Source organism: Streptomyces sp. NPDC056987 (assembly GCF_042673865.1).
In the GTDB taxonomy this organism is placed as follows: domain Bacteria; phylum Actinomycetota; class Actinomycetes; order Streptomycetales; family Streptomycetaceae; genus Streptomyces.
Genome location: NZ_JBHURV010000001.1, coordinates 81,181 through 104,840, shown reverse-complemented (window position 1 = coordinate 104,840; position 23,660 = coordinate 81,181). Strand labels below are relative to the sequence as shown.

18 protein-coding genes and 1 pseudogene are annotated in these 23,660 nt (G+C 72.3%); 9 read left to right on the top strand and 10 right to left on the bottom strand.

The genetic code is table 11. From position 1 onward, the window contains the following. Positions 1-48: 48 nt before the first annotated feature. Together ACFTZC_RS00405 and ACFTZC_RS00400 are read right to left on the bottom strand one after the other, a co-directional pair. Positions 49-807 (bottom strand): class I SAM-dependent methyltransferase, encoded by a 759-nt coding sequence (locus tag ACFTZC_RS00405; RefSeq protein WP_382885978.1) that lies wholly within the window; start codon positions 805-807, stop codon positions 49-51. 246 nt (positions 808-1,053) lie between these two features. Then, on the bottom strand, positions 1,054-2,004 hold the full coding sequence (locus tag ACFTZC_RS00400) for a hypothetical protein (protein ID WP_382885976.1): 951 nt from the start codon (positions 2,002-2,004) through the stop codon (positions 1,054-1,056). Positions 2,005-2,281: 277 nt separating this feature from the next. Here ACFTZC_RS00400 and ACFTZC_RS00395 point away from each other — a divergent pair. The 3 genes and pseudogenes from ACFTZC_RS00395 (at position 2,282) to ACFTZC_RS00385 (ending at position 7,673) form a co-directional block, all read left to right on the top strand. Then, a pseudogene (locus tag ACFTZC_RS00395) lies at positions 2,282-2,688 on the top strand (VOC family protein). A gap of 182 nt (positions 2,689-2,870) precedes the next feature. Beyond that, positions 2,871-5,387, top strand: a complete 2,517-nt coding sequence (locus ACFTZC_RS00390; protein WP_382885371.1) for a GTPase-associated protein 1-related protein — start codon at positions 2,871-2,873, stop codon at positions 5,385-5,387. A 150-nt stretch (positions 5,388-5,537) separates the two neighbouring features. Then, positions 5,538-7,673 (top strand): ATP-binding protein, encoded by a 2,136-nt coding sequence (locus ACFTZC_RS00385; protein WP_382885369.1) that lies wholly within the window; start codon positions 5,538-5,540, stop codon positions 7,671-7,673. Positions 7,674-8,112: 439 nt separating this feature from the next. On the opposite strand, the gene ACFTZC_RS00380 is transcribed toward ACFTZC_RS00385, so the two are convergent. Further along, the gene (locus ACFTZC_RS00380) at positions 8,113-9,369 is read right to left on the bottom strand and encodes a hypothetical protein (protein WP_382885367.1); all 1,257 of its coding nucleotides are present in this window, start codon (positions 9,367-9,369) and stop codon (positions 8,113-8,115) included. Positions 9,370-9,658: 289 nt separating this feature from the next. On the opposite strand from ACFTZC_RS00380, the gene ACFTZC_RS00375 reads away from it, so the two are divergent. Continuing rightward, a complete protein-coding gene (locus ACFTZC_RS00375; protein ID WP_382885365.1) occupies positions 9,659-12,829 on the top strand; it encodes a tetratricopeptide repeat protein in 3,171 nt (1,056 codons plus the stop codon). Between the two features lie 316 nt (positions 12,830-13,145). Here the strand turns inward: ACFTZC_RS00375 and msrB are convergent, their stop codons facing one another. The 4 genes from msrB to ACFTZC_RS00355 form a co-directional block, all read right to left on the bottom strand. Beyond that, positions 13,146-13,553 carry a peptide-methionine (R)-S-oxide reductase MsrB gene (gene msrB / locus ACFTZC_RS00370; RefSeq protein WP_382885363.1) on the bottom strand — a complete coding sequence of 136 codons (408 nt, stop codon included), beginning with the start codon at positions 13,551-13,553 and terminating at the stop codon, positions 13,146-13,148. Between the two features lie 41 nt (positions 13,554-13,594). Continuing rightward, entirely contained in the window at positions 13,595-15,001 is a 1,407-nt protein-coding gene (gene murC, locus ACFTZC_RS00365) for a UDP-N-acetylmuramate--L-alanine ligase (RefSeq protein WP_382885361.1), read from the bottom strand. Positions 15,002-15,073: 72 nt separating this feature from the next. Next, a complete protein-coding gene (locus ACFTZC_RS00360; RefSeq protein WP_382885359.1) occupies positions 15,074-15,544 on the bottom strand; it encodes an indole-3-glycerol phosphate synthase in 471 nt (156 codons plus the stop codon). Between the two features lie 150 nt (positions 15,545-15,694). Next, positions 15,695-16,537: a pyrimidine reductase family protein gene (locus ACFTZC_RS00355; protein ID WP_382885358.1), complete on the bottom strand. Its 843-nt coding sequence runs from the start codon at positions 16,535-16,537 to the stop codon at positions 15,695-15,697. Between the two features lie 37 nt (positions 16,538-16,574). On the opposite strand from ACFTZC_RS00355, the gene zapE reads away from it, so the two are divergent. From zapE to ACFTZC_RS00330, 5 genes are all read left to right on the top strand, one after another. After that, positions 16,575-17,675 carry a cell division protein ZapE gene (gene zapE / locus ACFTZC_RS00350; RefSeq protein ID WP_382885356.1) on the top strand — a complete coding sequence of 367 codons (1,101 nt, stop codon included), beginning with the start codon at positions 16,575-16,577 and terminating at the stop codon, positions 17,673-17,675. Positions 17,676-17,788: 113 nt separating this feature from the next. Further along, positions 17,789-18,214, top strand: a complete 426-nt coding sequence (locus ACFTZC_RS00345) for an OsmC family peroxiredoxin (RefSeq protein WP_382885354.1) — start codon at positions 17,789-17,791, stop codon at positions 18,212-18,214. A 107-nt stretch (positions 18,215-18,321) separates the two neighbouring features. Further along, the gene (locus ACFTZC_RS00340; RefSeq protein ID WP_382885352.1) at positions 18,322-19,686 is read left to right on the top strand and encodes an alkaline phosphatase PhoX; all 1,365 of its coding nucleotides are present in this window, start codon (positions 18,322-18,324) and stop codon (positions 19,684-19,686) included. 128 nt (positions 19,687-19,814) lie between these two features. Next, complete coding sequence (locus ACFTZC_RS00335; protein WP_382885350.1) at positions 19,815-20,708, top strand: PPK2 family polyphosphate kinase; 894 nt, start codon at positions 19,815-19,817, stop codon at positions 20,706-20,708. Positions 20,709-20,839: 131 nt separating this feature from the next. Next, positions 20,840-21,688 carry a polysaccharide deacetylase family protein gene (locus ACFTZC_RS00330; protein WP_382885348.1) on the top strand — a complete coding sequence of 283 codons (849 nt, stop codon included), beginning with the start codon at positions 20,840-20,842 and terminating at the stop codon, positions 21,686-21,688. 46 nt (positions 21,689-21,734) lie between these two features. Here the strand turns inward: ACFTZC_RS00330 and ACFTZC_RS00325 are convergent, their stop codons facing one another. The 3 genes from ACFTZC_RS00325 to ACFTZC_RS00315 are packed head-to-tail and all read right to left on the bottom strand — an operon-like array spanning position 21,735 to position 23,658. Next, positions 21,735-21,944: a hypothetical protein gene (locus ACFTZC_RS00325; protein ID WP_382885347.1), complete on the bottom strand. Its 210-nt coding sequence runs from the start codon at positions 21,942-21,944 to the stop codon at positions 21,735-21,737. 14 nt (positions 21,945-21,958) lie between these two features. Beyond that, positions 21,959-22,642 carry an ABC transporter gene (locus tag ACFTZC_RS00320; RefSeq protein ID WP_382885345.1) on the bottom strand — a complete coding sequence of 228 codons (684 nt, stop codon included), beginning with the start codon at positions 22,640-22,642 and terminating at the stop codon, positions 21,959-21,961. Continuing rightward, on the bottom strand, positions 22,639-23,658 hold the full coding sequence (locus tag ACFTZC_RS00315; protein ID WP_382885343.1) for an ATP-binding cassette domain-containing protein: 1,020 nt from the start codon (positions 23,656-23,658) through the stop codon (positions 22,639-22,641). The genes ACFTZC_RS00320 and ACFTZC_RS00315 overlap by 4 nt, the downstream gene beginning before the upstream one ends. Between the last annotated feature and the right edge of the window lie 2 nt (positions 23,659-23,660).

Genomic DNA, 23,660 nt, shown 5'->3' with positions numbered 1-23,660 from the left:
CCGCTGGGGGGACGCGGCCCCCGGCGGCCGGCCCACCGCACGCCTCGCCTAGCCGACCCGGTCCCGGCGGAACAGGGCCGTCCACAGGAACGGTTCGCCGAAGTGGGGGGACTCGGGCGGCTCGTCGTTCATGCGGCGGATCTCGACCTCCGTGAGGTCACCGAAGATCCGGCGCAGGGACTCCGGCGCGTAGGCGAGGCCGCCGTGCAGGCCGGGCCCGCCGGACGGGCCGGACGGCCGGTAGAAGGCCGCGTCGGGGAGTTCGGAGCCCATCCGCCCGCCGGCGAAGCAGGTGAGGGCGAGATGGCCGCCGGGGGCGAGGAGCCGGTCGACCAGGGCGAGATAGCTGACGCGCCGGTGGGGCGGCAGGTGGTGGAAGCAGCCCGAGTCGTGGATCAGGTCGTACGGGCCGCCCAGCGCCTCCGCGCCGAGGGCGAAGGCGTCACCGAGGTGGAACCGGATATCGGCACCGGCCTCGCGGGCCCGCTCCCGTGCCCAGTCGACGGCCGCCGGGGAGAGGTCGACGGCGTCCACCCGGAAGCCCCGGGCGGCGAGATGGAGGGAGTTACGGCCGGGGCCGCACCCCAGGTCGAGCGCGCGCCCCGGTCCGCCGACCAGGCCCCGGTCGAGGTACGAGACCAGGCTCTCGTCCGGTTTCGCCACGAAGAACGGCACCGGCCTGTCCCGGTCCGCGTAGAAGGCGTCCCACCAGCCGGCCGCCCCGGCCGTCCAGCGATCGGCCTCCGGCGCGAACAGGCCGTCCAGCAGCCTCAGCACATCCTCGACGGTGTGTATGTCCCGGTCCATCAACTCCCCTTCCGTCATGGGGAAACCGTGCCATCGGAAGCTGGAGAAGGCCAGGTCGGGACCGGTTCCGGGAGGAGGGGCGGGCCGCGCGGGCGGGGGCGGTACGGCCGTACGGGAAGCCGGGAAGCTCCCCGTACCGGACCCCCCGTACCACTGCCTCCCGCACCCCGCGGGTCCCCGTCAGCGGGCCCTTTCCGGCTGCTCGACGATCGCCGTCTCGCGCGAGGTGTTGTCGGGCCGGCCGTGCTACTCCGGGTCCAGCCGTTCCAGGAGTTCCTGGAAGTCGTCGCCGACGACGATCCGCAGCCCCTCGCCGTCGTCGTCCGCCTCGCTGAGCTGCGTGAGCGTGCCGCCGCGCCACCAGTAGACGTACGGGCTGATGGCGCCCGGCGTGTCCTCGTACCCGGAGGCGGCGAAGGACGCCATCGCGTTCAGGGAGGGGATCATCGTCCTGTCCCGGATGACGTGGAAGGCGAGCTGGTGCCGGAAGGGGAGCGCGACAAGCGCGCCGTCCCGCGTGATCCGCCCGCCGGTGACCTGCCGTACGACCGTCTCCAGGGCCAGGACGCGGCTGGCGGTGTAGAAGGAGTCGCCGAGGATCACCTCGAACCGCATCCCGTCGGGGCCCTTGTCCTTGACCGTCTCGCGCCCCTCGATGGGCAGGTCGCGCAGATTGCGCAGCGCGCGCTCGCGGAGGTCCTTCACCTCGCCCAGCGGCTCCAGTGCCTCGTCGGTGAGCATCATGACGCTCTCCGGCAGATCGAGCGCGAGCACCTCGTACAGCCCCGGGGCGACCGAGCGCGCGTACCCGAACGTCTGGGCGTCGAGGCCGTCCTCGCTGATCACCCGGGGGTAGAGCTGGGCGCGGATCTGCTCGGGCGGCAGGGTGTCGAGCGCGGACGGGCCGTCCATGGTGCGCAGCACCATGCCCGCGTGCCGGCGCGCGAGATCGCCCCAGACACGGGGCCCGCGGTCGTCGTTGTGGCAGACGGCGGCGAGGTTGCCCAGCCCGAACTGGCGGCCGGAGCTGTCGGTCACCATGTCGGCGTAGAGCGTGACCTCCAGGCCGTGCTCCGCGAACGCCTCGCGGACCTGGCCGCGGAAGAGCGCGGCCTCGTCCACCGAGAAGAACGAGAACGCGGGGTCCCGGGGCGTGTCACGTCCGTCACGCCTCGGCCCTCGCCGGAACAGCCCCACACCATCGCCTCCGCCCGTGTCCATCCCGCGTCGTAACTTTCCTGCCGGACTCCCCGGAAAACACCGGTCCCGGGGGATCACGTGAGCGACCCGGGATCGCCCGGCGGGCGATCCCGGCGACGGCCGGGCCGATCCCCGCGCTCGTCCCCCTGCGGCCGTCCCCCGTGATCGTCCGACTACCGATGCTAGTCCCCGGGTGTGACAACGCGGCGACCACGGTCCGCGCACGCGCCGTACCGCCTTGCCAGGCAAGGAGTCATACGTATAACTTCTCCCTATGTCCCCTCTCGCTCTCGTCACCCTCGTCGTCGACGACTAGGACTACGACTACGCATCGCCTTCTACACCCGGGCCCTCGGCTTCGAACTGGTCGAGGACACCGACCGCGGGGACGGCTCCCGCTGGGTCGTGGTCCGCCCACGCGCCCTGCCCGGCGACGCCGGTCCGGGGACCGGTCTGCTGCTGGGGCGCGCCGAGGACGACGCGCAGCGCGCGAGCATCGGCGCGCAGACGGGCGGGCGGGTCGGGTTCTTCCTGTACACCGACGACTTCGCCCGCGACCACGCCCGCATGCGCGCCGCCGGGGTCCGCTTCGTGCGGGAGACCCGCCAGGAGCCGTACGGAACGGTGGCGGTCTTCGAGGACCTGTACGGCAACCTCTGGGACCTGCTCCAGCCCGCGTAGCGGCGGCCCCCGGAGGAAGGGCACGGAGCAAGGGCACAGGGCCAGGTCACGGGCGAGGTCACGGGGGTGGTGCGCGCGGGGCCGCGCGGGGCGGTACCTTCGTGCTGCCGAAATCCGGCGCGCCCCGGCCGGGTTCACGGCGGGCGCGGACCGGACCAGCCAGGAACGAAGGGGGCCGGCCCATGGGCCTGGCGCAGTTGCACTACACCTCGGTCCCCGCGGGCCAGGACGGGCCGGGCTCCGGCTTCGTCTCGGTCACCCCCGGCATACCCGGGCCGCTGCTGGACGAGGCGGAGCGGCTGCTCGCGTACGAACCGCCCGAGGACGCCCCGCCACACCCCACGGCCGCCGAACTCGCCGCGCTGCCCCAGGCGTTCAGCCACAGCGTGCTCGCCGACGGCAGCCGGCTCCTGGCCCGTACCGTCCCCACGGGCGCCGGAACGGGGCCCGGCACCGGCGCCCACACCCATGCCGTGCTGCTGCCCGTGGGCTCCGGGCTGCCCGGTGGCGGTCTGCCCATCTCGGCCTGGAATTCGGTACGTTGGGCCGCCTCCGCGCCGGAGAGCGCGACCCCGGCGCCGCTGGAGGCCCTGCCGCCGCTGGGGCTCTTCGGCCGGGACGTGCTGGCCGGGTTCGCCGCCGCGCGCGCCCCGTGGCTCGCGGGGTTCTTCGCGGGGCTGCGGGAGCAGGCCGGGGCCGGCGCGGCCACCGGGTCCGGCGATGACGGGTACCCGCGGATCGTCCTGGTCGAGCGGAGCAGCTCCGATGTCGCCCAGTGGATCGCGCTGGCCTGCGCCGTCCTGCCGCGCGACCACGCCGAGGCGCTGACGTTCACCACGTACACCCGCCGGCCGCGGGCGGCCCGCCGGCGGATCGTCGGGGTGCTCCCGGACGGCGCGCGGGAGCTGACCGACGCGGACCACGGATGCCGGGTGCTCGACTGCACCGGCCGGCCGCCCGCCCCGACGGCTCCGGCGGCGTTTCACGGTGCCGCGTCGCCCGGGGCCGCGCATGTCCCGTACGTCTGGGGTGAGATCGCCGCGCGCGTCTGGCTCGGCAGGGCGCCCGAGGTCTTCACGGACGCGGCGGCGCTGCCGGGCGGTGTCCTCTCCCCCGGCGCGCTGGCCTGCGTCGCGCTGTGCGCGGATGTCACGCTGGGCCCGGAGGGCCGTACGGAAGCGGCGGCATGGGCGTACGAACAGATCAGGACGCTGGCCCCCGAGCGGCTGCACCGGCTCGTCGAGGCGCTCGCCGCCCCCGCCGAGGACCGCCGGACGCCGGCCGAATGCGCCGCCCTGGCACGGCTGTTCACCGCCCTCTGCGACCGGGCACGGCTGACGGGCCGGGACGGCGACCGGGCGGCGGCCACCCTCGGCGTCCTCGGCGCGCTCGTGCTGACCACGGCGGTCCGGATGGACGGCGCGCCCCACGAACCGCTCCCCGAGGCCGAGTTGTCCGCGCTCCCCGAGGATCTCCGGCGGCGGCTGGCGGCTGAGCTGGCCCCCGGCATCCTCGCGGGCATCGCGGACGACACCGCGCCGGACATCGCCCGCCCCGTCGGGCTCCTGCGGATCGCGGGCATCCTCGGCGTGGACTGCGCGGAGCCGCTGCCCGGCCTCGCCACCCGGCTGGCGCGCACCCTGGCCGCCGATCCGGACACCGGCCGCGTCCCGGCCGTACGCACCATGCTGGAGGACCACTTCGAGCTGCGCACCGCGCTGCTCGGCGCGCTCGACACACGGGCGGCCGAGGATCCCGTCGCCGCCGCGCGGCTGCTGGGCGCGGTCGGCCTCCCCCTCGGCGCGGTCCAGACGCTGCCGCATCTGCGGATGTGCGCGGGCGCCCCCTGGGTACCCGAGGCCGGCGGCGACGGGCTGACCGCGCTGCACGCCGCGCTGCGGACCGGCGGCGTCTCGGCGTTCACCGATCCGCTCGTGCTGCGCACCGCGGTCCGGCTGGTGTGGGACGGCTCCGCGCCGACCGCGGGCGAGGCGCGGCGGCTGCTCGGCGAGACGGGCTCGGACGCGCACCGCGCGGCGGGCACCTGGACCACGCTCGTCAGGGCGGCGCTCGACAGCCCGGCCGGTGACCCGGACGCCCCGGACCTCGCGCACGATCTGCTGCGCTGCTTCCCCGACACACTGGAGCCGCGGGTACGCGGTGCGCTGCTGCTCCTCGACTTCGTCGGCGGTCTGGGTTCCGGCCGGGCCGACCCGCCGTGGACAGATCGGGCGCTGTCCCTGCTGCGCGACGCCGAGCCGGTGGAACCGACCCTGCGGGCCCGGGTGTTCGAGACGCTGGGGCGCCAACTGCTCTCGGAGGACCGGCCGGAGGGCGAGCTGTACACGCTGATCCACTGCGGCGAGCCCGCGCTCCTCACGGCGTACGCGACGGCGGCCCAGGAGCCCGGCGTACCCGAGCGGCTGCGCATGTCCCCCGCGTACGCCGCCCACTGCTTCGTCGCGTGGAGCTCGCTCCCCGGCGCGAGCGCGGAGTGGGACCGGACCCGTATCCCACTCCTCGACAAGGTCCTGCGGCCGGTGGTGCGCGCGCTGCCCGACGCGGACATCGCCGCCGTCGAGCGGCGCCTGGAACAGGTGGGGACCCACCGCGCCGAGGAGTTCCGCGCCTGGAACCGGCCCACGGGCGCGCTCGGCCGACTGGGCCGGCGCCTGGGCACCCTCGGCCGGCAGCGCTGAGCGGCGCGGTGCCCGCGCCGCTCCCCGTACTGCTGCCGACGCCGCGAAAGAAGGCGATCCGTTCCTGGATCCGCGGCTATCGATCACTGGCACGGAAAGGATCCACCCGAGGAATCGGTACTTACGTACACACGGGGTCGGGGGGTGCGAGTGCCGAGGGACGGGGGCGAGACCCACAACGAGTTGGGTGGCACCGTGCACGGCGCGGTCGTCCAGGCAGGTGTCGTGCACGGCGGTATCCACATCGATACGGAGAGCAGCTCTGCCGGGCGGACGCCCTGGCAGCTTCCCCCGCTCGTGCGGGTGGTCGACCGGTCATCGGAGCTGGCGGCACTGGAACGTCATCGTGCCCGCGCCACGGAGGAGGGGCGGTCGGCGCTGGCCTCGGTGAGTGGACTGGGCGGAGTCGGTAAGACCACTGTCGCGCTGAGGTGGCTGCACGCTCTGCGGCTGCAGTTTCCGGGCGGCCAGCTCCACGCGGACCTCGGGGCTCAGTCGCCGGACGGACCGGAGCATCCGGGAGAGGTACTCGGGCGCTTCATTCGCGCCCTGGGTGTCCCCGCGCGGCAAGTCCCCGCGGTGCTGGCCGAACGGACCGCGCTGTACCGGTCGTTGACCGCGAACCGACGCCTGGTGGTACTGCTCGACGACGCCGCGACCGCGGCCCAGGTCCGACCGTTGCTGCCTGCGGGCGGCAGCGTCACCGCGGTGACCAGCCGCAGACGGCTGACAGGGCTGGCGGTCGACGGCTGCTATGCCGTCCACCTGGAACCACTCGCCCCCGAGGCGGCCGTCGAACTGCTCTCGGACACCCTGTCGGACGGGCGGGTGACCGAGCAGCCCGATGACGCGCGCACCCTGGTCGAGTTGTGCGCCGGGCTGCCATTGGCCGTTCGTGTGGCCGGTGCCCGGCTCGCGGCACGCCCCGAGCGGCGTATCAGCACGATGGTCCGCGCGCTCACCGAGGAGCATCGGCGACTGGAGGCGCTGGCCATCGACGGCGACCACAACGTCAGAGCGGCACTGGATCTGTCATATCAGGCATTGCCTCCTGCGGCTGCCCGCCTCTACCGGTTGCTGGGGCTGCACTTCGGCCGGGAGTTCGACGGCTCGGTGGCCTCGGCGTTGCTCACCGCGGAGGGGGAGGCGACGGAGTCGCTGGAAGCCCTCCATGACGCGAGCCTGCTCATCGATGCCGCGGGAGAACGTCACCGCTTTCACGATCTCGTACGACTGCATGCCGCCGCCAAGGCGGTGAAGGACGAATCACCGCAGGAGCGTGTCAAGGCGAGGCGCCGTATCGCCGATCACTACCTTGCGAGCGCCACCCGCGCCGAGGAGATCATCGATCCCCAGCACCGGACCATGGCCCGGGACTACGGGGCCGGACCAGTGGTCGTCGCGGATGTGGGCCTCGACTCCGAAGCCGCTCTGGACTGGCTGGAGCGTGAGTTGCCCAATCTGATGGCCCTGATCCACCAGGCTCGTTCCGCCGGGTTCCCGACCGTCTGCTGGCAACTTGCCGATGCCTTGTGGCCGCTCTTCCTCCGGCGGAAGTTCCACGACGACTGGCGCGCCGCGCATCAGGAAGGTCTGGCAGCGGCACGGGACCTGGAGGACGAGGCGGCTGAGTGCCGGATGCTCACCTCCGGTGGGGTGGGGGAACTCGGTTCCGGGAACCTGGACCGTGCCCTGGAGATGTTCGAGCAAGCGGCACGGCGGTTCCTCGAACACGGTGACCGGCTCGGTCATGCCCGCACGCTCAACTACCGCGGTCTCGCTCTCCAGCGGCTCGGGCGCCCGGACGAGGCCGCGAAGTTCTTTCTGCGCGCCGCCACGGAGCTGTCGGCGAACGGCGACAAGCGGGCCGCCGGGCTCGCCCTCCTCAACCTCGCCGATGTCGCGCTCGCCTCAGGGCAGGCCGAGGAGGCAGTCCGCCAGGCCGGTCTCGCCCACACCACGCTTCGGGAAGCGGACGACACGTACAACGCCGCCCGCGCGGCCACACTCCTGGGCCGTGCGCATCTCGCTCTGAACCGGCTCGACCGGGCAGCGGAGCTGCTGTCCTCAGCGCTGGTGACGCTGCGTGGCATGGCGGCGAACTACGAGATCGCCCGCGCCGTCGGGAGCCTCGCCGAGCTCTCCGAGCGACGCGGGCAGACGCACCTCGCCCGGAACCACTACCGGGAGGCGCTGGACCTCTACTCCTCCGTGGGCCGGTCGCACTCGGACGAAGCCGAGGCGACCCGATACCGGCTCGGGCAGCTGGAGCGCGACGAGTCCTGAACCCGAGTCCGCAGAAGGGGTACGACCGCGGAACCCAGAGCGGTGGCGGGCAGCCCGGCCACCAGACAGGAATGAGCCAGCGAGGCCACCATCTCCCACTCCCTGTCAGGCTGCCCCGGTCCGCCGGCAATCAGCTCAAGTACGTGGCCTCCCGAAGAGAGACCGACCCAGCAGCGAAGACCGTGATGCACCGCCACGACCAGAGCGCCCGGACACGCCGCGGCCAGCTGAGCGGCCTCCCGCGCTCCCGCACCGTGCTCGATCAGCACGTCGCCGAACACAGGCCACCGTCCCCGGGCGGATCCCCGGACCCTGACGTGCTCGTCCACGGACAGCGTCCCGGACTCCCGGTTCACCAGCACGGTCCGAACCCGGTGTGCCGGACCGCGGACACCGGTGGCCACGGGCACCACCGTATGGGACACCAGAGCAAGGAGCGTCATCGCGGCGCCACCCTGCCGGATTCGTCGTGCCGCACCACCAGCGGGAGGCGCGCCGGTTCCGTGGTCGTCCGTACGGCGGGTGCCCGCAGGTGGAGCTTCCGGTAGAGCAACGCACGCATCCTGCGCGCGAACCGGCCGGGTTCCGACGTGATCCGGGCCGCGACCCGCTCGTACCGATGCGAACGACGGGTCGCGGAACTCCGTTTGAGCTGCGGGCACACCGGACGGTCTCCGTGCAGTCTCGGTGCGAACGACATGAGCTCGGCCATCGGCGAGCTCGGGTCCACGCCGGCGTCGGAGCGGCCCGCCATCAGCACCGGCGCACCGGTCATCGCACCGTAGAGCGAGACCGAGCCGTGATCGCCCACGATCCGGTCGGCGGCGATGACCGCTCCGGCCCAGTCCGCGCGCGGACTGACCAGGATCAGGCCGGAGCGCGTCAGCTCGGCGAGCCAGGTACGGACCTGCAAGTCGCCGTGCGCGTTCCAGACATGCGGATGGAGGAGCGCGGCAATCCGGAACTCGTCCCGGGGCAGTTCGGTGACCAGCCGTTCCAGCGTGTCCCACCCCTGTCCCAGAAGTGAGTCGGGCCCCCAGGTGGAACAGGCGAGGACCAGTTGCTGCCGGGCCCCGACGCCCAGTGCCTGCCGGTACAACGCCCTGAAGGCAAGGCTCACGGCGATGCGGTCGAAGCACGGGTCGCCCACCACTTCCGCCGCTGCCAGAGCCTCGGGGCATTCGTGGCCGAGCCTGGCCAGCTCTTCGTGATGGGCCAGCACGATGGTCTCGGGCACCACCGCGCCGTCCCGCACCAGCCGCTGCCTGCTGAGGCCGTAGACACTCCGATGCGCCACCGGGCGGCCGCGCTGCGCGACTGTGGTGATCTTGTTGTGCCCGGCGCCGTGCGGAAGCACGACGACGGGCGCCATCAGGTCGTGCAGGCTGCCATGGCCGGCGGCCAGCGCGAGGTCGAAATGCGTCTGTACCGCCTGGCTCCACGGCAGTACGAGGCCGCCCAGCCGGTCGAGGAACTCGCTCACCCCGTTACTGAACACGTCGGGTGCCTGGGTGAAGACGATCTGCACCCTTATGTCGCCTTCGAGCAGACGTATCGCGTCGAGTAATCGCTGACCCGCGATCACGGTGTGCACCACGACCAGGACTCTTCTGCGAGTCCGGCGAGTGGCCCAGCGCTCGACATCCAGACGCATCGGCACATGCCGCCCATGCGGCTCCGGCACTGTCACGCTCATCGTTGTCGTCCCCCCGGTTCTTCCTTCGTGGCCTTGGTGGCCTTGGTGGCCGCGACCTTTCGCGGCCGCTGAAAGGGGGATGCCCGGAGAGCTGGACGGAGGACTTGCAGGAACCCTGCACTCCGGTGGGACGGCAAAACACCTGTGCCCGTGCGCCTGTCGCGCTTCAGTGCGCCTCTGTCTCCACCCCTGACTCCATGGATCGGCCGTAGAACAGTGGTGCGCGTCACATGAACGTGGGGGACGTCGCCGAAGGCCGTGGGAAGAAGCACACCCGTCGGGGGTAGTGGTGGAACTTCTTGCTCTGGGACCTCTTGAACTCTGGCACGACCAGCAGCAGTACCAACTCGGATCACCGAAGGAACGCTGTGTGCTGGCCGTGTTGCTGCACGCCCGCGGCGAACCGGTCACGAGGGACACCCTGATGGACCGGGTCTGGGACGGCGAACCGCCTCCGACGGCCGTGGACACACTGCACAGTTACCTCTCCCGGCTGAGGCGACGGCTGCGCCGGGCGGTCGGCGACGACAAGGCGCTGGTGCATCGGCCGTCCCCCCGGCTGTACCAACTGCGTGCCGATCCGGACGACATCGACCTGCTGCGTTTCCAACGGCTGCGTTCGGACGCGGTGGCCGCGGCCGCCCGGGGCGAACGACAGCTGGCCATCGGGCTGCTGCGGACCGCCGAGGCTCTGTGGCGGAGCGAGCCGCTGACCGAGTTCGCCGAAACCTCCTGGACACAGGCGGCACGTTCCCGGCTGGTCGAGGACCACCGCCGGGTGCGCGAGGAACGGATCCGTCTGGAGATGGAGTTGGGCCGGCACGCGGATCTGGTGGGCGAACTCCGGGAACTCGCCGCACAGCATCCTTTCGCCCAGCAGGTGATCAGTTCCCTGATGCTGGTCCTGTACCGCTCCGGACGTCACGAGGAAGCGCTCGCCGTCTACCGGAACACACGCGCGCGATTACATGAGAGCCAGGGCATCGAGCCGGCCTCGGAACTTCAGCAGCTTCACCTCCGCATACTCGAACAGGACCGTGGCCTCCTGCGGACAGAGACCGGCCCCACGGATCTGGCCCCGCCTCCGGAACCCCGCAACTGCTTGCCGCGCGACATCCCGGATTTCACCGGGCGGGTCGGCGAACTGCGTATCCTGCTCGCCGGTTCCGCGGCCGGGGACGGCGCGACGACCGCTCTGCCGGTCACCGTGATCCACGGAATGCCCGGCATCGGGAAGACCGCCCTGGCCGTGCATGCCGGGCACCAGTTGGCCACGGCCTATCCGGACGCCCAGTTCTACGTGGACATGCGGGGCTACAGCGGTCAGCAGCCGCTCGATCCGTCGGAGGCCCTGGCCAACTTGCTGCACGCGGCCGGATGGCCCGGTGAGCTGCCGGCCATGACGGACGAACGAGCGGCCAGATGGCGCGAGTGGACCGCTCGGCGTCGTGCGCTTGTGGTCCTCGACAACGTGCGGGACGCCGCTCAGGTCAGACCTCTGCTGCCCGGCTCCCCCACCTGCTGTGTTCTCGTGACCACCCGGAGCCGGCTGGCCGGGCTGGCCGGAGCCATGTCCCTGTTCGTGGACACCTTGTCCAGGGAGGAGGCAGCGGCTCTCTTCACCCGGATCGTCAGCACGTCAAGAGTGTCCAGCGAGCCACGGAACCTGCGGCGGATCGTGGACGCGTGTGCGTGCCACCCCTTGGCGCTCCAAGTCCTGGCGAGCCGCTTCCGCCACCGGGACTCGTGGGACCTGCAGTATCTGCTCGACCGGCTGGAGCACGCGACCAGCCCTCTCCAGGAGTTCGACGCGCTGATCAGCGCGGTGTTCCAGTTCTCGTACCGGGAACTGGGCACCCCCACGCGAGAGCTGTTCCGCCTCCTCGCCCTGCACACCGGCTCCGACATCACCCTCCAGGCGGCCGCCGCGCTGACCGGCCCGGACCTCGGAACGGAGCCCGGACTGCTGGAGCGATGCATCGAGGAACTGCTCGACTCCAGCCTTCTGGAGGAGCCGGTCCGCGGACGCTACCGGCTGCACGATCTCACCCGGGCCTACGCCCTTCAGGTCAGCTTCCGCACGGATTCGGAGGCGGTCCGGCGTGCTGCGGCCGACCGTCTCCTCGCCCACTACGCCACCACCGCGTACCGGGCCGACCTGCTTGTCCATCCTCATCGCCGGGTCCTGCCCCTGTCCCTTCCCCCGGAAGCGGAGCCACTGCGCACACCGGTGTTCTCCGACGCGGACGGGGCCTCGGTGTGGCTGTCCATGGAACGCGCCAATCTCGTCGCGGCCGCGCGCACGGCTGCCGCCGAACACCCGGAGTACGCCGCGCTGTTCCCGCACGTCCTGGCGAGATGCCTCAAGCTGTGGGGCGCGTGGGACATCGCGGCCGAACTCTTCGACGCGGCCGTACCGGGCCTGCGTTCGTCCGGCGACCGTTCCGTACTCGCCCGGACCCTGACGGACCACGCGGATCTGCTGGCGCAGCGCAACCACGGTGAGGCTCTGCGGTGCGCGACCGAAGCCCTTTCGATCTACGCGGAACTACGCGACGCGCACGGACGTGCCGACGCCCTTTTCCAGTCGGGCCGTGCCCACCTCGCGGCGGGCCACGGCGACACCGCGTTGCGTGACCTGGAACAGGCGCTGAAGCTGTACCGCGAGGTCGGCGACCGTTCCGGGGAGGCCGACTGCCTCAATGTCGAGGGAGTGGTCCTGTTCTACGCGGGGCGGTACGACGAGGCCCTCCACAAGGTCCAGCTGATGGAGGCGATCTACGAGAAGTTGCCCGACCCGCACGGACTGGCGCAGGCCCTGAACAACCGGGGCGAACTGCACTTCCTCCAGGGGCGGTACGCCGACGCCCGTGACTGCTACGAACGCTCGCTGGTCCTGATGCGGCAGCACGGCGGGCGGGTCGACCTGGCGATTCTCTCGACCAATCTCGGCGCCGTGCACCAGGCCATCGGGCAGAGCGACCAGGCACTCGCCTACTTCCAGAGGGCGCTCGCCGCCCATCGAGCCAGCGGCGACGCCCTGGGCGAGGCCGACGTGCTGATCAGCATGGGGACGGCCTATGCCCGGTCGGGGCGCCGGGGCGAGGCCCTGCTGCATCTCACCATGGCGGAACAGGTTGCCACCAGCATCGACAATCCGTACGAGAGACTGCGCGCGTTGACCGGCGCGGCGGACGTCCAGCGTGAATCGGGGCGGCTCGACACCGCGGCCAAGGGCTACGAGCAGGCTCTTGAGGTGGCTGGGCGCATCAACTTCCCCATGGGCTCCGCACATGCGCTCGCGGGGCTCGCCCGAACTGCCTCTCTGTCCCCCCGCCCCGCCGAGCGGGCCGCCGAGTACGGCGAACAGGCCGTCGCGCTCTATCGCAGCCTGGGCGCGGAAGCAGAGGCGGAGAAGCTGATCCAGTTCCTGACGACGCACAGATCGACCGGCTCCTGAGCCCCCTCCCAGGAGCCGGCACTTTCCTCCCGGCTTTGTCAGCCGGGAACACCGCTACCGATGGTCCGCGACGGGATCACCACATCCAGCGGAGCACAGCCGGCGCCATGTAGGCGACAGCCAGGACCTGGACAGTAGCGATGTACAGCTTGTGAAACTTCACTTTGCTCCTTGCAACTAGTGCTTTGACACGGCCGACGTGATGATCATGTCGGCTCGGGCAAAACCTAGTTGTGCCGTCGCCCGACCGGAGCAGGTTTCGCTCGCATGTCCTGCGAATTCCTGCCCCGGCCTCGCGTCGGGAAGCTCGGGCCGCTCACTCTTCGGACGGCGCCAGCCGCAGCGAGATGCTGTTGATGCAGTAGCGCTGGTCCGTCGGGGTCGGATAGCCCTCGCCCTCGAAGACATGGCCCAGGTGCGAGCCGCAGCGCGCGCAGCGGACCTCCACCCGGACCATGCCGTGCGAGCGGTCCTCGATCAGTTCGACCGCGTCGCTGTCCTTCGGGTCGTAGAAGGACGGCCAGCCGCAGTGCGACTCGAACTTCGTGTCGGAGCGGAAGAGGTCGGCGCCGCACGCGCGGCAGGAGTAGACCCCGGTCGTCTTCGTGTCCGTGTACTCACCGACGAAGGCGGGCTCCGTGCCGGCCTCGCGGAGCACCTTGTACTCCGCGGGCGACAGCTCCGCGCGCCACTGCTCCTCCGGCTTGTCGATCTCGTACGCCATCGCTCGTGCCTCTCTGCGTCGGACAGGGTCGGTCGGGTGGATCAGCCGGCCAGGCGGGCCAGGATCCGCGGGCCGAGGTCCGTGACGTCGCCCGCGCCCATGGTGAGAACGAGATCACCGGGGCCCGCCATTCCCGCCACCGCGTCCGCCACCGCGTCCTTCTCGTGGACGGCCGTGACCGTGGCGCCCGCGGCTCCGGCCGCCTGGACGATCAGGTCGCTGGTGACGCCCGGAATCGGGTCCTCGCGGGCCGGGTAGATGTCGAGGACGAGCGACGCGTCCGCGAGCGCGAGCGCCTGGCCCATCTCCGTGGCGAGCTCCTGCGTACGGGAGAACAGGTGCGGCTGGAAGACGACCAGCAGCCGGGAGCCGGGGGCCGCCGAGCCGCGCATCGCCTCCAGGTCGGCCGTCATCTCCGTGGGGTGGTGCGCGTACGAGTCGATGACCTGGACGCCCGCGGCCTCGCCCTTGAGCTGGAGGCGGCGCTTGACACCGGTGTACGCGCCGAGCGCCGAGGCGAGGTTGTGCGCCGGGATGCCGAGGGCGACGCCCGCCCCGAGCGCCGCGACCGCGTTGAGGGCGTAGTGCCGGCCGGGCACGGAGACCGCGAAGGTGAGCAGACGGCCGTCGAGCAGGACCGTGACCTCGCTGGTCAGCCCGCGTGCGGTGATCTTGTGGACCCGTACGTCGGCGTCCTCGGCCACGCCGTACGTGACGACCTTCACCGTGGCCAGGTCACGGACGCGGGCGGTCAGCTCCACGGCGCCCGGCTGGTCCGCCGAGATCACCAGGGTGCCGCCGGGGACGATCTTGCCGGCGAAGATCTCGAAGGACTCGTAGATCTCGTCCATCGAGGCGTAGTTGGCGTGGTGGTCCAGCTCGACGTTGAGGACGATCGCGACCTCGGGGTCGTACTTCTGGAAGCTGCGGTCGCTCTCGTCCGCCTCCGCGACGAAGATCTCCCCGCCGCCGTGCCGGGCGTTGGTGCCGGGGCCCGCGAGGTCGCCGCCGATCGCGTACGACGGGTCGAGGCCCAGCTCGGTGAGGGCGACGGCCAGCATGGAGGTGGTGGTCGTCTTGCCGTGGGTGCCCGCGACGGCGATCGGCCGCAGGCCGCCGCCCATCAGTGAGGCGAGCGCGTCGGAGCGGTGCACCACGGGCACGGAGAGCTCCGCCGCGCGCGCCAGCTCCGGGTTGTCGGCCCGGATCGCGCTGGAGACGACCACGCACGAGGCGTCGTCCGCGAGGTGGGCCGCGGCGTGGCCGATGTGCACGGTGGCCCCCAGCGCGCGCAGTGCCTCGGCGGTCTCCGACTCCTTCGCGTCGCTGCCCGCGACCTTCGCGCCGCGCTGGGCGAGGATCTTCGCGATGCCCGACATCCCGGCGCCGCCGATACCGATGAAGTGCGGCCGTTCCATGGCGACGGGGATACCGGTAGCGGATGCCATAGGTGTTTCTCCAAGGTGCGAGCGGGGTGCCGGGCAGCACGGACCGGGCATGACGGTGAGTGTCGGCCCAGCCTATTCGCTGTGGGCGAAGAGCTTGAGCACCGGTACGCCGACCTTGTGCCGAGCCCGCGAGGCCCAGTCCCGGTGGAAGAACTCCTCCACGTAGTGCGGCTCGGTCAGCACGATCACCTCGTCGGCCGCCGACTCCTCCACGACGGACTTGAGCAGGTCGAGCGGGTGGTCCTCGACGACCTGTCCGACCGCCTCGGAGCCGGCCCCGCGCAGCGCCCTCAGCGAGTGTTCCAGTGCCAGTTCGGCCGGCTGTCTGGCCGCCGTGCCCTCCGGCAGGTCACCCTCGCGCGTGGCGTCCCGGAGCTCGCCGATCGCGACGTCGTCGATGGCGCGCAGCAGGACGTCCGCCTGGTCGCCACGGGGTTGCATGAGCAGCACGAAGGAGACCCCCTCGTCACCGTGGAGGGTGGTCACGAACTCCACGTCCTCCGGCGTCAGGGGCTTCTCGATCATCAATACGCTTGTGAACACGACAGGCGCCCTTCTGTTCCACTGAGCCAACTGAGCCACTTGGTGCACGGGCCCTCCGGACCCGCTGCGGAAACCATCCTTCCCCGTGCCCGCACGGGGTCTTGAGAGTAAGTCTGCCCACCGGAAGCTAACCGGAACGGTTAATTCCGCTCATTGTCGGACCCGGCGGTACCGGGTGAAGAGGAACCCGTCCTGCTCCAGCAGGGACGCCAGTGCGAATCGTTCGGGTACGGCGACGCCGGGGCCGCCCGCGATGCGCTGCGCGCCCCCGGCGGTGAGCGTCGGCGAGAGCGTCAGGCACAGTTCGTCCAGGACGTCCGCCGCCACGAACTGACCCAGCAGCCGCGGGCCGCCCTCGGTGAGCAGCCGGACGAGCCCGTGCTCCGCCAGGGCCCGCACGGCCCGGGCCGGGTCGACGCCGGCGCCGTCCCCCGCGACGACCACCACCGCGCCGGCCTTCTCGGCGGCGCGCACCCGGTCGGGCGGCGCGGCGGCGCCGGTCAGGACGAGCGTGGGAACGCTGGGGGCGGTGAACAGCGGCGCCGCGAGGTCCAGGTCCAGGCTCGCGGTGACGACGGCGATCACCGGCGCGGGCCGCTGCCCGGCCGCGGCGCGGCGCGCGGCGAACGCCTCCCGGGCGCGGGCCGGCCGGTAGCCCTCGCGCCGAACCGTCTCCGCCCCCACGACCACCGCGTCGGCGAGGCCGCGCAGCACCCCGAAGATCCGCATGTCGGCGTCGGAGGAGAGGGCGTGGGACAGACCGTCGTGCTGGGCGGCGCCGTCCAGGGTGGAGACCATGTTGGCGCGCAGCCAGGCCCGGCCGCCCGCCGGAGCCTCGCCCGCCGGAGCCTCGCCGGGTGCGTACTCCGGGTAACCGTACGCCTCCGCCAGTTCGTCGAGCCTCCACTCCCGGTCCGTGCCGTCGGCACCGACCCCGAGGTCAGCGGGGGTGCCGGGCGTTGTCTGATCGGTCACAGGGAACAGCCGTCGCATGTCCAGCAGTCTGGCACGGAGCATAGAGTGAGGGGTTGTGTCGTCCTCCACCACCGCCTCCGGTCCCGCCTCGGCAGCCGAGGCGACCCCCCTCTCGCTCTGCGCCCGTGAGCCGCGCGTCCCCGCCGACCGACTGGTCGCGGAGATGGTGCCGCCGCCGCGCTTCGACTCCGTACGTTTCGCCACGTACGTACCCGACCCGAACCAGCCCAGCCAGACCGAGGCGGTCACCGTCCTGGACGCCTTCGCCGCCGGGCTCGGCGGCGCGCACCTGGCGAACGGCTCCGGAGGCACCCGGCGCCGCTGGTTCGCGCGGAAGCCGCCGGCGCCCACGGGGCCGCGCGGGGTCTATCTGGACGGCGGGTACGGCGTCGGCAAGACGCATCTGCTGGCGTCGCTGTGGCACGCCACCCCGGCGGCGCCCGAGCAGAAGGCGTTCGGCACGTTCGTGGAGCTGACGAACCTCGTCGGCGCGCTCGGTTTCCAGCAGACCGTGGAGACCCTCGGCGGCCACAGGCTGCTCTGCATCGACGAGTTCGAACTGGACGATCCGGGCGACACCGTCCTCGTCTCCAGCCTGCTCGGCCGGCTGGTCGACCGCGGCGTGGCGCTGGCCGCGACGTCGAACACCCTGCCGGGCAAGCTCGGTGAGGGCCGCTTCGCCGCCGCCGACTTCCTCCGGGAGATCCAGGGGCTCTCCGCCCGGTTCCGGCCGCTGCGCATCGACGGCGAGGACTACCGCCACCGGGGGCTGCCGGAGGCGCCCGCCCCGTACTCCGACGAGGCCGTGACCCGGGCCGCGTACGCCACCGAGGGCGCCAGCCTGGACGACTTCCCCGGGCTGCTCGGCCATCTCGCCTCGGTCCACCCGAGCCGTTACGGGGCGCTCACGGAGGGGGTACGGGCCGTCTGTCTCACGGATGTCGTCCCGGTGCCCGACCAGTCGACGGCGCTGCGGCTCGTGGTCCTCGCGGACCGGCTGTACGACCGGGAGGTGCCGGTGCTCGCCTCCGGTGTGCCGTTCGACCGGCTGTTCAGTGACGAGATGCTGAACGGCGGCTACCGCAAGAAGTACTTCCGGGCGATCTCCCGTCTCACCGCGCTGGCGAGGGACGCGAAGGGGCTGGTCACCCCTTAGGTTCCAGTAGGTTGGGGGCCTGCGCACCACGCTTCTGGCGCGTGCCGGGGCGGTCGCCTCCCGTGGTCGCCCCCGGACCGTCATCGGTCAGTTGATCACCGGAAGGAACCATCATGGCTACTGTTCGCACCGCTCACACGGTCTGGGAAGGCGAACTGATCAAGGGGTCGGGCACCGTCACCTTCGACTCCTCCGGCATCGGTGAGCAGGCCGTCTCCTGGCCCTCGCGCGCCGAGCAGGCCAATGGGAAGACCAGCCCCGAAGAGCTGATCGCGGCGGCTCATTCGAGCTGCTTCTCCATGGCCCTGTCGCACGGCCTGACCGGCGCGGGCACCCCGCCGGCCAAGCTGACCACCAAGGCCGACGTCACGTTCCAGCCGGGTGAGGGCATCACCGGCATCCATCTCACCGTGGAGGGCGAGGTCCCCGGTCTGGACGCGGAGGCCTTCCAGGCCGCGGCCGCCGACGCCAAGGCGAACTGCCCGGTCAGCCAGGCTCTGACGGGCACGACCATCACGCTGAGCGCCACACTCGTCTGACCCGCGACACCAGGGGCTCCCGGTGACCCGCATGGTTCACGTGTCCCACAGGCACGTGATACACACATGCGGGTCACGTCTCCTGTCCGCCAGCAGGGAGTTGCCTCATGTCCGCAACACGACGTCAGATCCTCGCCCGCAGCGGTGCGACCGCCGCGGGCATCGCCTTCGCCGGGGCCGTATCGGAGCTGTTCGCCGGTACCGCCGCCGCGCAGACGACGGGCCGCAGCGGTTACGGCCCCCTCGTCACCGACCCGGACGGCCTGCTCGATCTGCCCAAGGGGTTCCGCTACAAGGTCCTCTCCCGGGAGGGCGACCCGCTCCGCTCGGGCGAGGGCAAGGTGCCCGGCAACCACGACGGAATGGCCGCCTTCGCGGGCCGGCGCGGCCGGGTCCACCTCGTACGCAACCACGAGAACCGCGTCACGGCCCCGATCGGCGTACCGGTCGTCGAGGGCATCACGTACGACCCGACGGGCAAGGGCGGCTGTACGGCGCTCGAACTCGACGGGCGCAACAACGTCCTCGGCGAGCGGGTCGCCATCGCCGGTACCGCCGTCAACTGCGCGGGCGGGCCTACCCCGTGGGGCACCTGGCTGACCTGCGAGGAGACCGAGGACAGAGCGGGCACCAACGGCTACACCAAGGACCACGGCTTCGTCTTCGAGGTCGACGGCGCCGACCCGCGCCGTACCGGAGCCGTACCGCTGACCGCCATGGGCCGCTTCCAGCACGAGGCGGTCGCCGTCGACCCCGGAACCGGCGTCGTGTACGAGACGGAGGACGCGTTCGACAAGCCGTTCGGGCTCTTCTACCGCTTCCTGCCCGAGAAGCCGCGCGGCGGTGTCGGGTCGCTGCGCGCGGGCGGCGCGCTGGAGGCGATGCGGGTGCCCGGGGTGCCGGACCTGTCGACGGTCATGGAGACCGGCGCCACCTTCGACCGCGTCGAGTGGGTCCCCGTACCGGACCCGCTGGCCCGGGAGACCCCGATCCGCTTCCAGGACTTCGGCGCCGGGGGCATCACCCACGCGCAGAAGCTGGAGGGCTGCTACTGGGGCGACCGGGCGGTCTACTTCGTGTCCAGCTTCGCGCACAGCTCGGAGGGCTCAGCGGGCGACCACTTCGGGCAGGTGTGGAAGTACGAACCGCACCGGCGCCGGCTCACGCTGGTGATCGTCTTCGGCCCTGACACGGACATCCAGCTGCCCGGCGAGTCCCCGGACAACATCTGCCTGGCGCCGAGCGGCGGCCTCATGGTCTGCGAGGACGGCGGCGGCGCGCAGTACGTCTTCGGCGTGACGCGGCGCGGCGAGGTGTACACGATGGCCCGGGGAGCCAACAACGTGGGCACCCCGGAGGAGCCGGAGTGGGGCGAGTTCGCCGGGGTGACGTTCTCGCCGGACGGCGCCACGATGTACGTGAACTGCTACCGGCCGGGGACCACGTTCGCGGTGACGGGTCCCTGGCGCTGACGGGTCCCTGGCACTGATGAGTCCCTGGCGCGGCCGGCGTCCCCACCCGGGGTCGCCGGGCGCGCCGATCCGTCGCATCCTCTGATCAGGGCGACCGGTGCGAGGCCGGCGGACGGAAGGGGCGCGTCATGGCCATGAAGGACAAGAAGGCCGGGAAGCGGCCGGAACCGGCGCCCCGCCTCCGTGAGCTGCTGCGCGTCCCCGAGAGCGGCGCCGTCGACCTCTCCGCGTACGACACACGGGCGACCCCCGGCGGTCCACGGGACAAGACCGCGGGACAGGCGGCCGTGAGCGCCCTCGCCGGACGTCTGGCCGGGCTCCAGGAGCGCCTGTACGCGTCCTCCACCGCGGGCGACCGGCGCCGTCTGCTGCTGATCCTCCAGGGCATGGACACCAGCGGCAAGGGCGGCACCGTCAAGCATGTGATCGGACTGTTCAACCCGTCGGGCTGCCGGATCAGAGCGTTCAAGGAGCCGACACGGGAGGAGCGGAGCCACCCGTTCCTCTGGCGGATCCGGCGGGCGCTCCCCCAGCCGGGCGAGATCGGCATCTTCGACCGTTCGCACTACGAGGACGTCCTGGTCGCCCGCGTCCGCGGGCTGGCCTCCGGGCGGACCCTCGGCGCCCGCTACGGGCAGATCAACCGCTTCGAGCGGGGGCTGGCCGACAACGGGGTGACGCTCGTGAAGGTCTTCCTCCACATCGGGTACGAGGAGCAGCGCGACCGGCTGCTGGCCCGGCTCGACAACCCGGACAAGCACTGGAAGTTCCATCCGTCCGACATCGCGGACCGCGCGCTGTGGCCCGCGTACCAGGAGGCGTACGAACTGGCGCTGCGGCGCTGCTCCACGGAGGCCGCGCCCTGGTTCCTCGTCCCGTCGGACCGCAAGTGGTACCGCAACTGGGCGATCAGTACGCTGCTGCTCGAACACCTGGACGCACTGGACCCGGTGTATCCGCCGGGCGGCTTCGACGTCGAGGAGAGCCGCAGGCTGCTGCTGGCCACGGGCCCGCCGGGCTGAGCCCGGCACGGGGTCCCGGCCGGCACGGAGTCCTGGCCGGGCTCGTGTCCTGGCCGGGCCGGGGGTGCGTGCCGCACACCGACTCCAGGTAGATCATCATATATTTTCCGCGTGTGACCAGATATGCACACATGCGAACCATCGTCGGTGCGCTCGGGGCGCTCGGCCTGCTCGTCGTCGCCCTGTCCGGGTGCGCGGGCGCCGGCCGGGCACCCGCCGGGACCGTCCCCGCCACCTCCTCCCCCCACACCGCGACGCCCGGCCCCGCCGTGGCGAAGGGGCCGCCGACCACGGCCCCGGGACGCGACGGGCTGACACCGGTCTTCCAGCGCGGCACCCCCGCCGCCGGCAAGGCCGTGGCCCTCACCTTCGACGCCGACATGACGGCGGACCAGGGACCACGGGCCGCGGGCGGCGAGCGCTTCGACAACCCGTCGCTGATCGCCCTGCTGCGCCGGCTCGAAGTGCCGGCGACCGTGTTCATGACGGGGCGCTGGGCCGAGGAGTACCCGACCCAGGCGAAGTCGATCGGCACGGACCCGCTCTTCGAGATCGCCAACCACTCGTACAGCCACTACGCCTTCACGGCCGACTGCTACGGGCTGCCGGTCATCGGCAAGGAGCGGATGGCCGACGACGTACGGCGGGCCTTCGCGGCGTTCCGTACGGCGGGGGCGCGCAATGTGGTGCCGTACTTCCGCTTCCCCGGCGGCTGTTACGACAAAGAGTCGCTGCGCGCGCTCGCCCCGGAGAAGGTGACGGCCGTCCAGTGGGACGTCGTCAGCGGTGACGCCTTCGCCACGGACCCGGACGCCGTCGCGGACCAGGTGCTGGCGGAGGTGAAGCCGGGCTCCCTGGTGGTGATGCACTGCACGCGCAGCGCGGCACCGGTGACGGAGGAGGCGGTGCGGCGGATCGTGCCGGAGTTGCGGGAGCGCGGCTACCGCTTCGTCCGGGTGTCCGAGCTGATGGCGCACTGAGCACGGCCCTGGGGAAAGGCCCCGCGGGGGGGGCCGTTCGCGCCTGTCAGCCCGAGCACGCCGTCCGCTGGGCCTCCTGCCACTCGCAGACGGGACAGAGCGTCACGCCCCTGACCGTCTCCGGGTGCTCGGTCGGCTTCCGGCACAGCACGCACTCCGCGTACGCGGTCGCTTCCGCCGCTTCCGTTGCCTCCGCCGCTTCCGCCGCTTCCGGGCGCGGTGTGCGCGCCGCGGGCCCGGCCGTCTGCTCGCTCATACGGCCGAGCGTACTCAGTCGCCCGCCGTGTCGTCCCGCAGGGCGCCCAGCACGCACGCCACCGCCGCCGCGGCGCCCGCCACCAGCACCGCGGCCACCAGCGTCAGCCCCGGCGTTCTGACCTCCCCGGTGAGCGAGCCGGTCACCAGGTCGCCGACCGCGTACCGCGCCGGGGAGCCGCTGGTCACCAGCGCCGCCAGCGAGACCAGTACCGTGGCCGCGATCGACCAGCCCCGGGCGCGCAGCAGCGGTCTGTTGCACAGCGCGCCGACCGCCGCGCCGAGCAGCAGGCAGACCACCGCGGCGAGCAGCCCCGCCGTACCCGCGGACACCGTGTCCACCTCGACCGTGAAGTCCGCGTTCTTCGGTTCGCTGATCAGCGTGACGATCAGCGTGCCCGCCACGGCCATCGCGCCCGCGCAGACCACGCCGGCCAGCAGCGCGGCGAGATGGGCACGGCGCGTCCCGGTCACCGCGCCGACGACGGCGCGGGAGGCCGCCGGTTCCTGGGTGACACAGATCCGGACCAGCCAGGCGGTGACGGGCAGCAGCGCCGCAGCCGCGTACCCGAGCGAGTCCAGGATCGGCTGTCCCACCTGTACCCCGACGACCAGGAAGATCCCGTACAGCAGGAGCGGCGGCAGCCAGCGCTGCGAGCGCAGCAGCAGGGCGATCTGATAGCTGAGCAGTGCGGTCATGAGGGGAGGTGCTCCGTCTCCGTGGCGGCGGAACCGGACCCGGCCGGCCGGGCGGTCCTGGGTACGGGGGCGGACCGGCCGGCCGGGTCCGCCGGGGCGGGCCCGTCGGCCTCGCCCACCTCCCTGATGTGCCAGGGCGGGCCGGCGGTGAGCAGCGCGCGCAGCAGCGCGTCGGAGTGCGCCGCGGGCGCCGTCAGCAGGACGGCGCCGTCCTCGGCGCGTATGTCGCAGGCCGGCGCCCCGGGCAGTTCCGCGAGCAGTCCGGCGGGGAGCCCGGCGGGGAGTCCGTCCGCTCCGGCTCCGTCGAGCGCGGTGCCCGCCGGTGCCTCGGCCAGGATCCGGACCACCGGGCCGTGCTCCCCGGCCCGGTCCGGGCCGCCCTCGGCCCCGGCCGGGTCCGGGCTCTCGGTACGGGGCACCAGGCCGCCGTCCACGACCCCGTACACCGCGTCCGACTCCCCGGCCAGCCGCCGCGGATCGTGGTCGACGAAGACGACCGTGCCGCCCGCCGCGAGGCGCTCGGCGACCGCCCGGTCCAGTTCCGTACGGGCCGGCGCGTCCAGCCCCGTCCACGCCTCGTCGAGGACCAGCAGCTCGGGCTCGGCCAGCAGCGCCTGCGCGGCGGCCACCTTCTGGCTGGTGCCCTTGGACAGCTCGGCCATCGGCGTACGGGCGTACTCCTCCGCCCCGAACCGCTCCAGCCACTCGACCGCGCAGGCCGCCGCCACACCGCGCCGCAGCCCGTGGATCCGGCCGAGGTGCATCAGGTAACCAGCGGCCGTGAACGGCAGCGCGACGGGGAAGCGCTCGGGGACGTACGCCGTGCGGGGCCGGTCACGGAGGCGGCCCTCGGTCGGCACATCAATGCCCGCGATCAGCCTCAACAGGGTCGATTTTCCACTGCCGTTGACGCCCTCGACCCGGACCAGGGCGCCCGCGGGGAGATCGAGATCGATCCCGCGCAGCACCCAAGGTCCGGCGAGGCCGTAACGGCGGCCCACACCTTGGAGGTTCATCG

What these genes read in the sequence shown, in the direction of transcription:
- ACFTZC_RS00405 (WP_382885978.1), bottom strand. Translation starts at nt 807, where the DNA reads ATGGACCGGGACATACACACCGTCGAGGATGTGCTGAGGCTGCTGGAC.
- ACFTZC_RS00390 (WP_382885371.1), top strand. Translation starts at nt 2,871, where the DNA reads ATGGGCCTGGCGCAGTTGCACTACACCTCGGTCCCCGCGGGCCAGGAC.
- ACFTZC_RS00380 (WP_382885367.1), bottom strand. Translation starts at nt 9,369, where the DNA reads ATGAGCGTGACAGTGCCGGAGCCGCATGGGCGGCATGTGCCGATGCGT.
- msrB (WP_382885363.1), bottom strand. Translation starts at nt 13,553, where the DNA reads ATGGCGTACGAGATCGACAAGCCGGAGGAGCAGTGGCGCGCGGAGCTG.
- murC (WP_382885361.1), bottom strand. Translation starts at nt 15,001, where the DNA reads ATGGCATCCGCTACCGGTATCCCCGTCGCCATGGAACGGCCGCACTTC.
- ACFTZC_RS00355 (WP_382885358.1), bottom strand. Translation starts at nt 16,537, where the DNA reads ATGCGACGGCTGTTCCCTGTGACCGATCAGACAACGCCCGGCACCCCC.
- ACFTZC_RS00345 (WP_382885354.1), top strand. Translation starts at nt 17,789, where the DNA reads ATGGCTACTGTTCGCACCGCTCACACGGTCTGGGAAGGCGAACTGATC.
- ACFTZC_RS00340 (WP_382885352.1), top strand. Translation starts at nt 18,322, where the DNA reads ATGTCCGCAACACGACGTCAGATCCTCGCCCGCAGCGGTGCGACCGCC.
- ACFTZC_RS00335 (WP_382885350.1), top strand. Translation starts at nt 19,815, where the DNA reads ATGGCCATGAAGGACAAGAAGGCCGGGAAGCGGCCGGAACCGGCGCCC.
- ACFTZC_RS00330 (WP_382885348.1), top strand. Translation starts at nt 20,840, where the DNA reads ATGCGAACCATCGTCGGTGCGCTCGGGGCGCTCGGCCTGCTCGTCGTC.
- ACFTZC_RS00325 (WP_382885347.1), bottom strand. Translation starts at nt 21,944, where the DNA reads ATGAGCGAGCAGACGGCCGGGCCCGCGGCGCGCACACCGCGCCCGGAA.
- ACFTZC_RS00320 (WP_382885345.1), bottom strand. Translation starts at nt 22,642, where the DNA reads ATGACCGCACTGCTCAGCTATCAGATCGCCCTGCTGCTGCGCTCGCAG.
- ACFTZC_RS00315 (WP_382885343.1), bottom strand. Translation starts at nt 23,658, where the DNA reads ATGAACCTCCAAGGTGTGGGCCGCCGTTACGGCCTCGCCGGACCTTGG.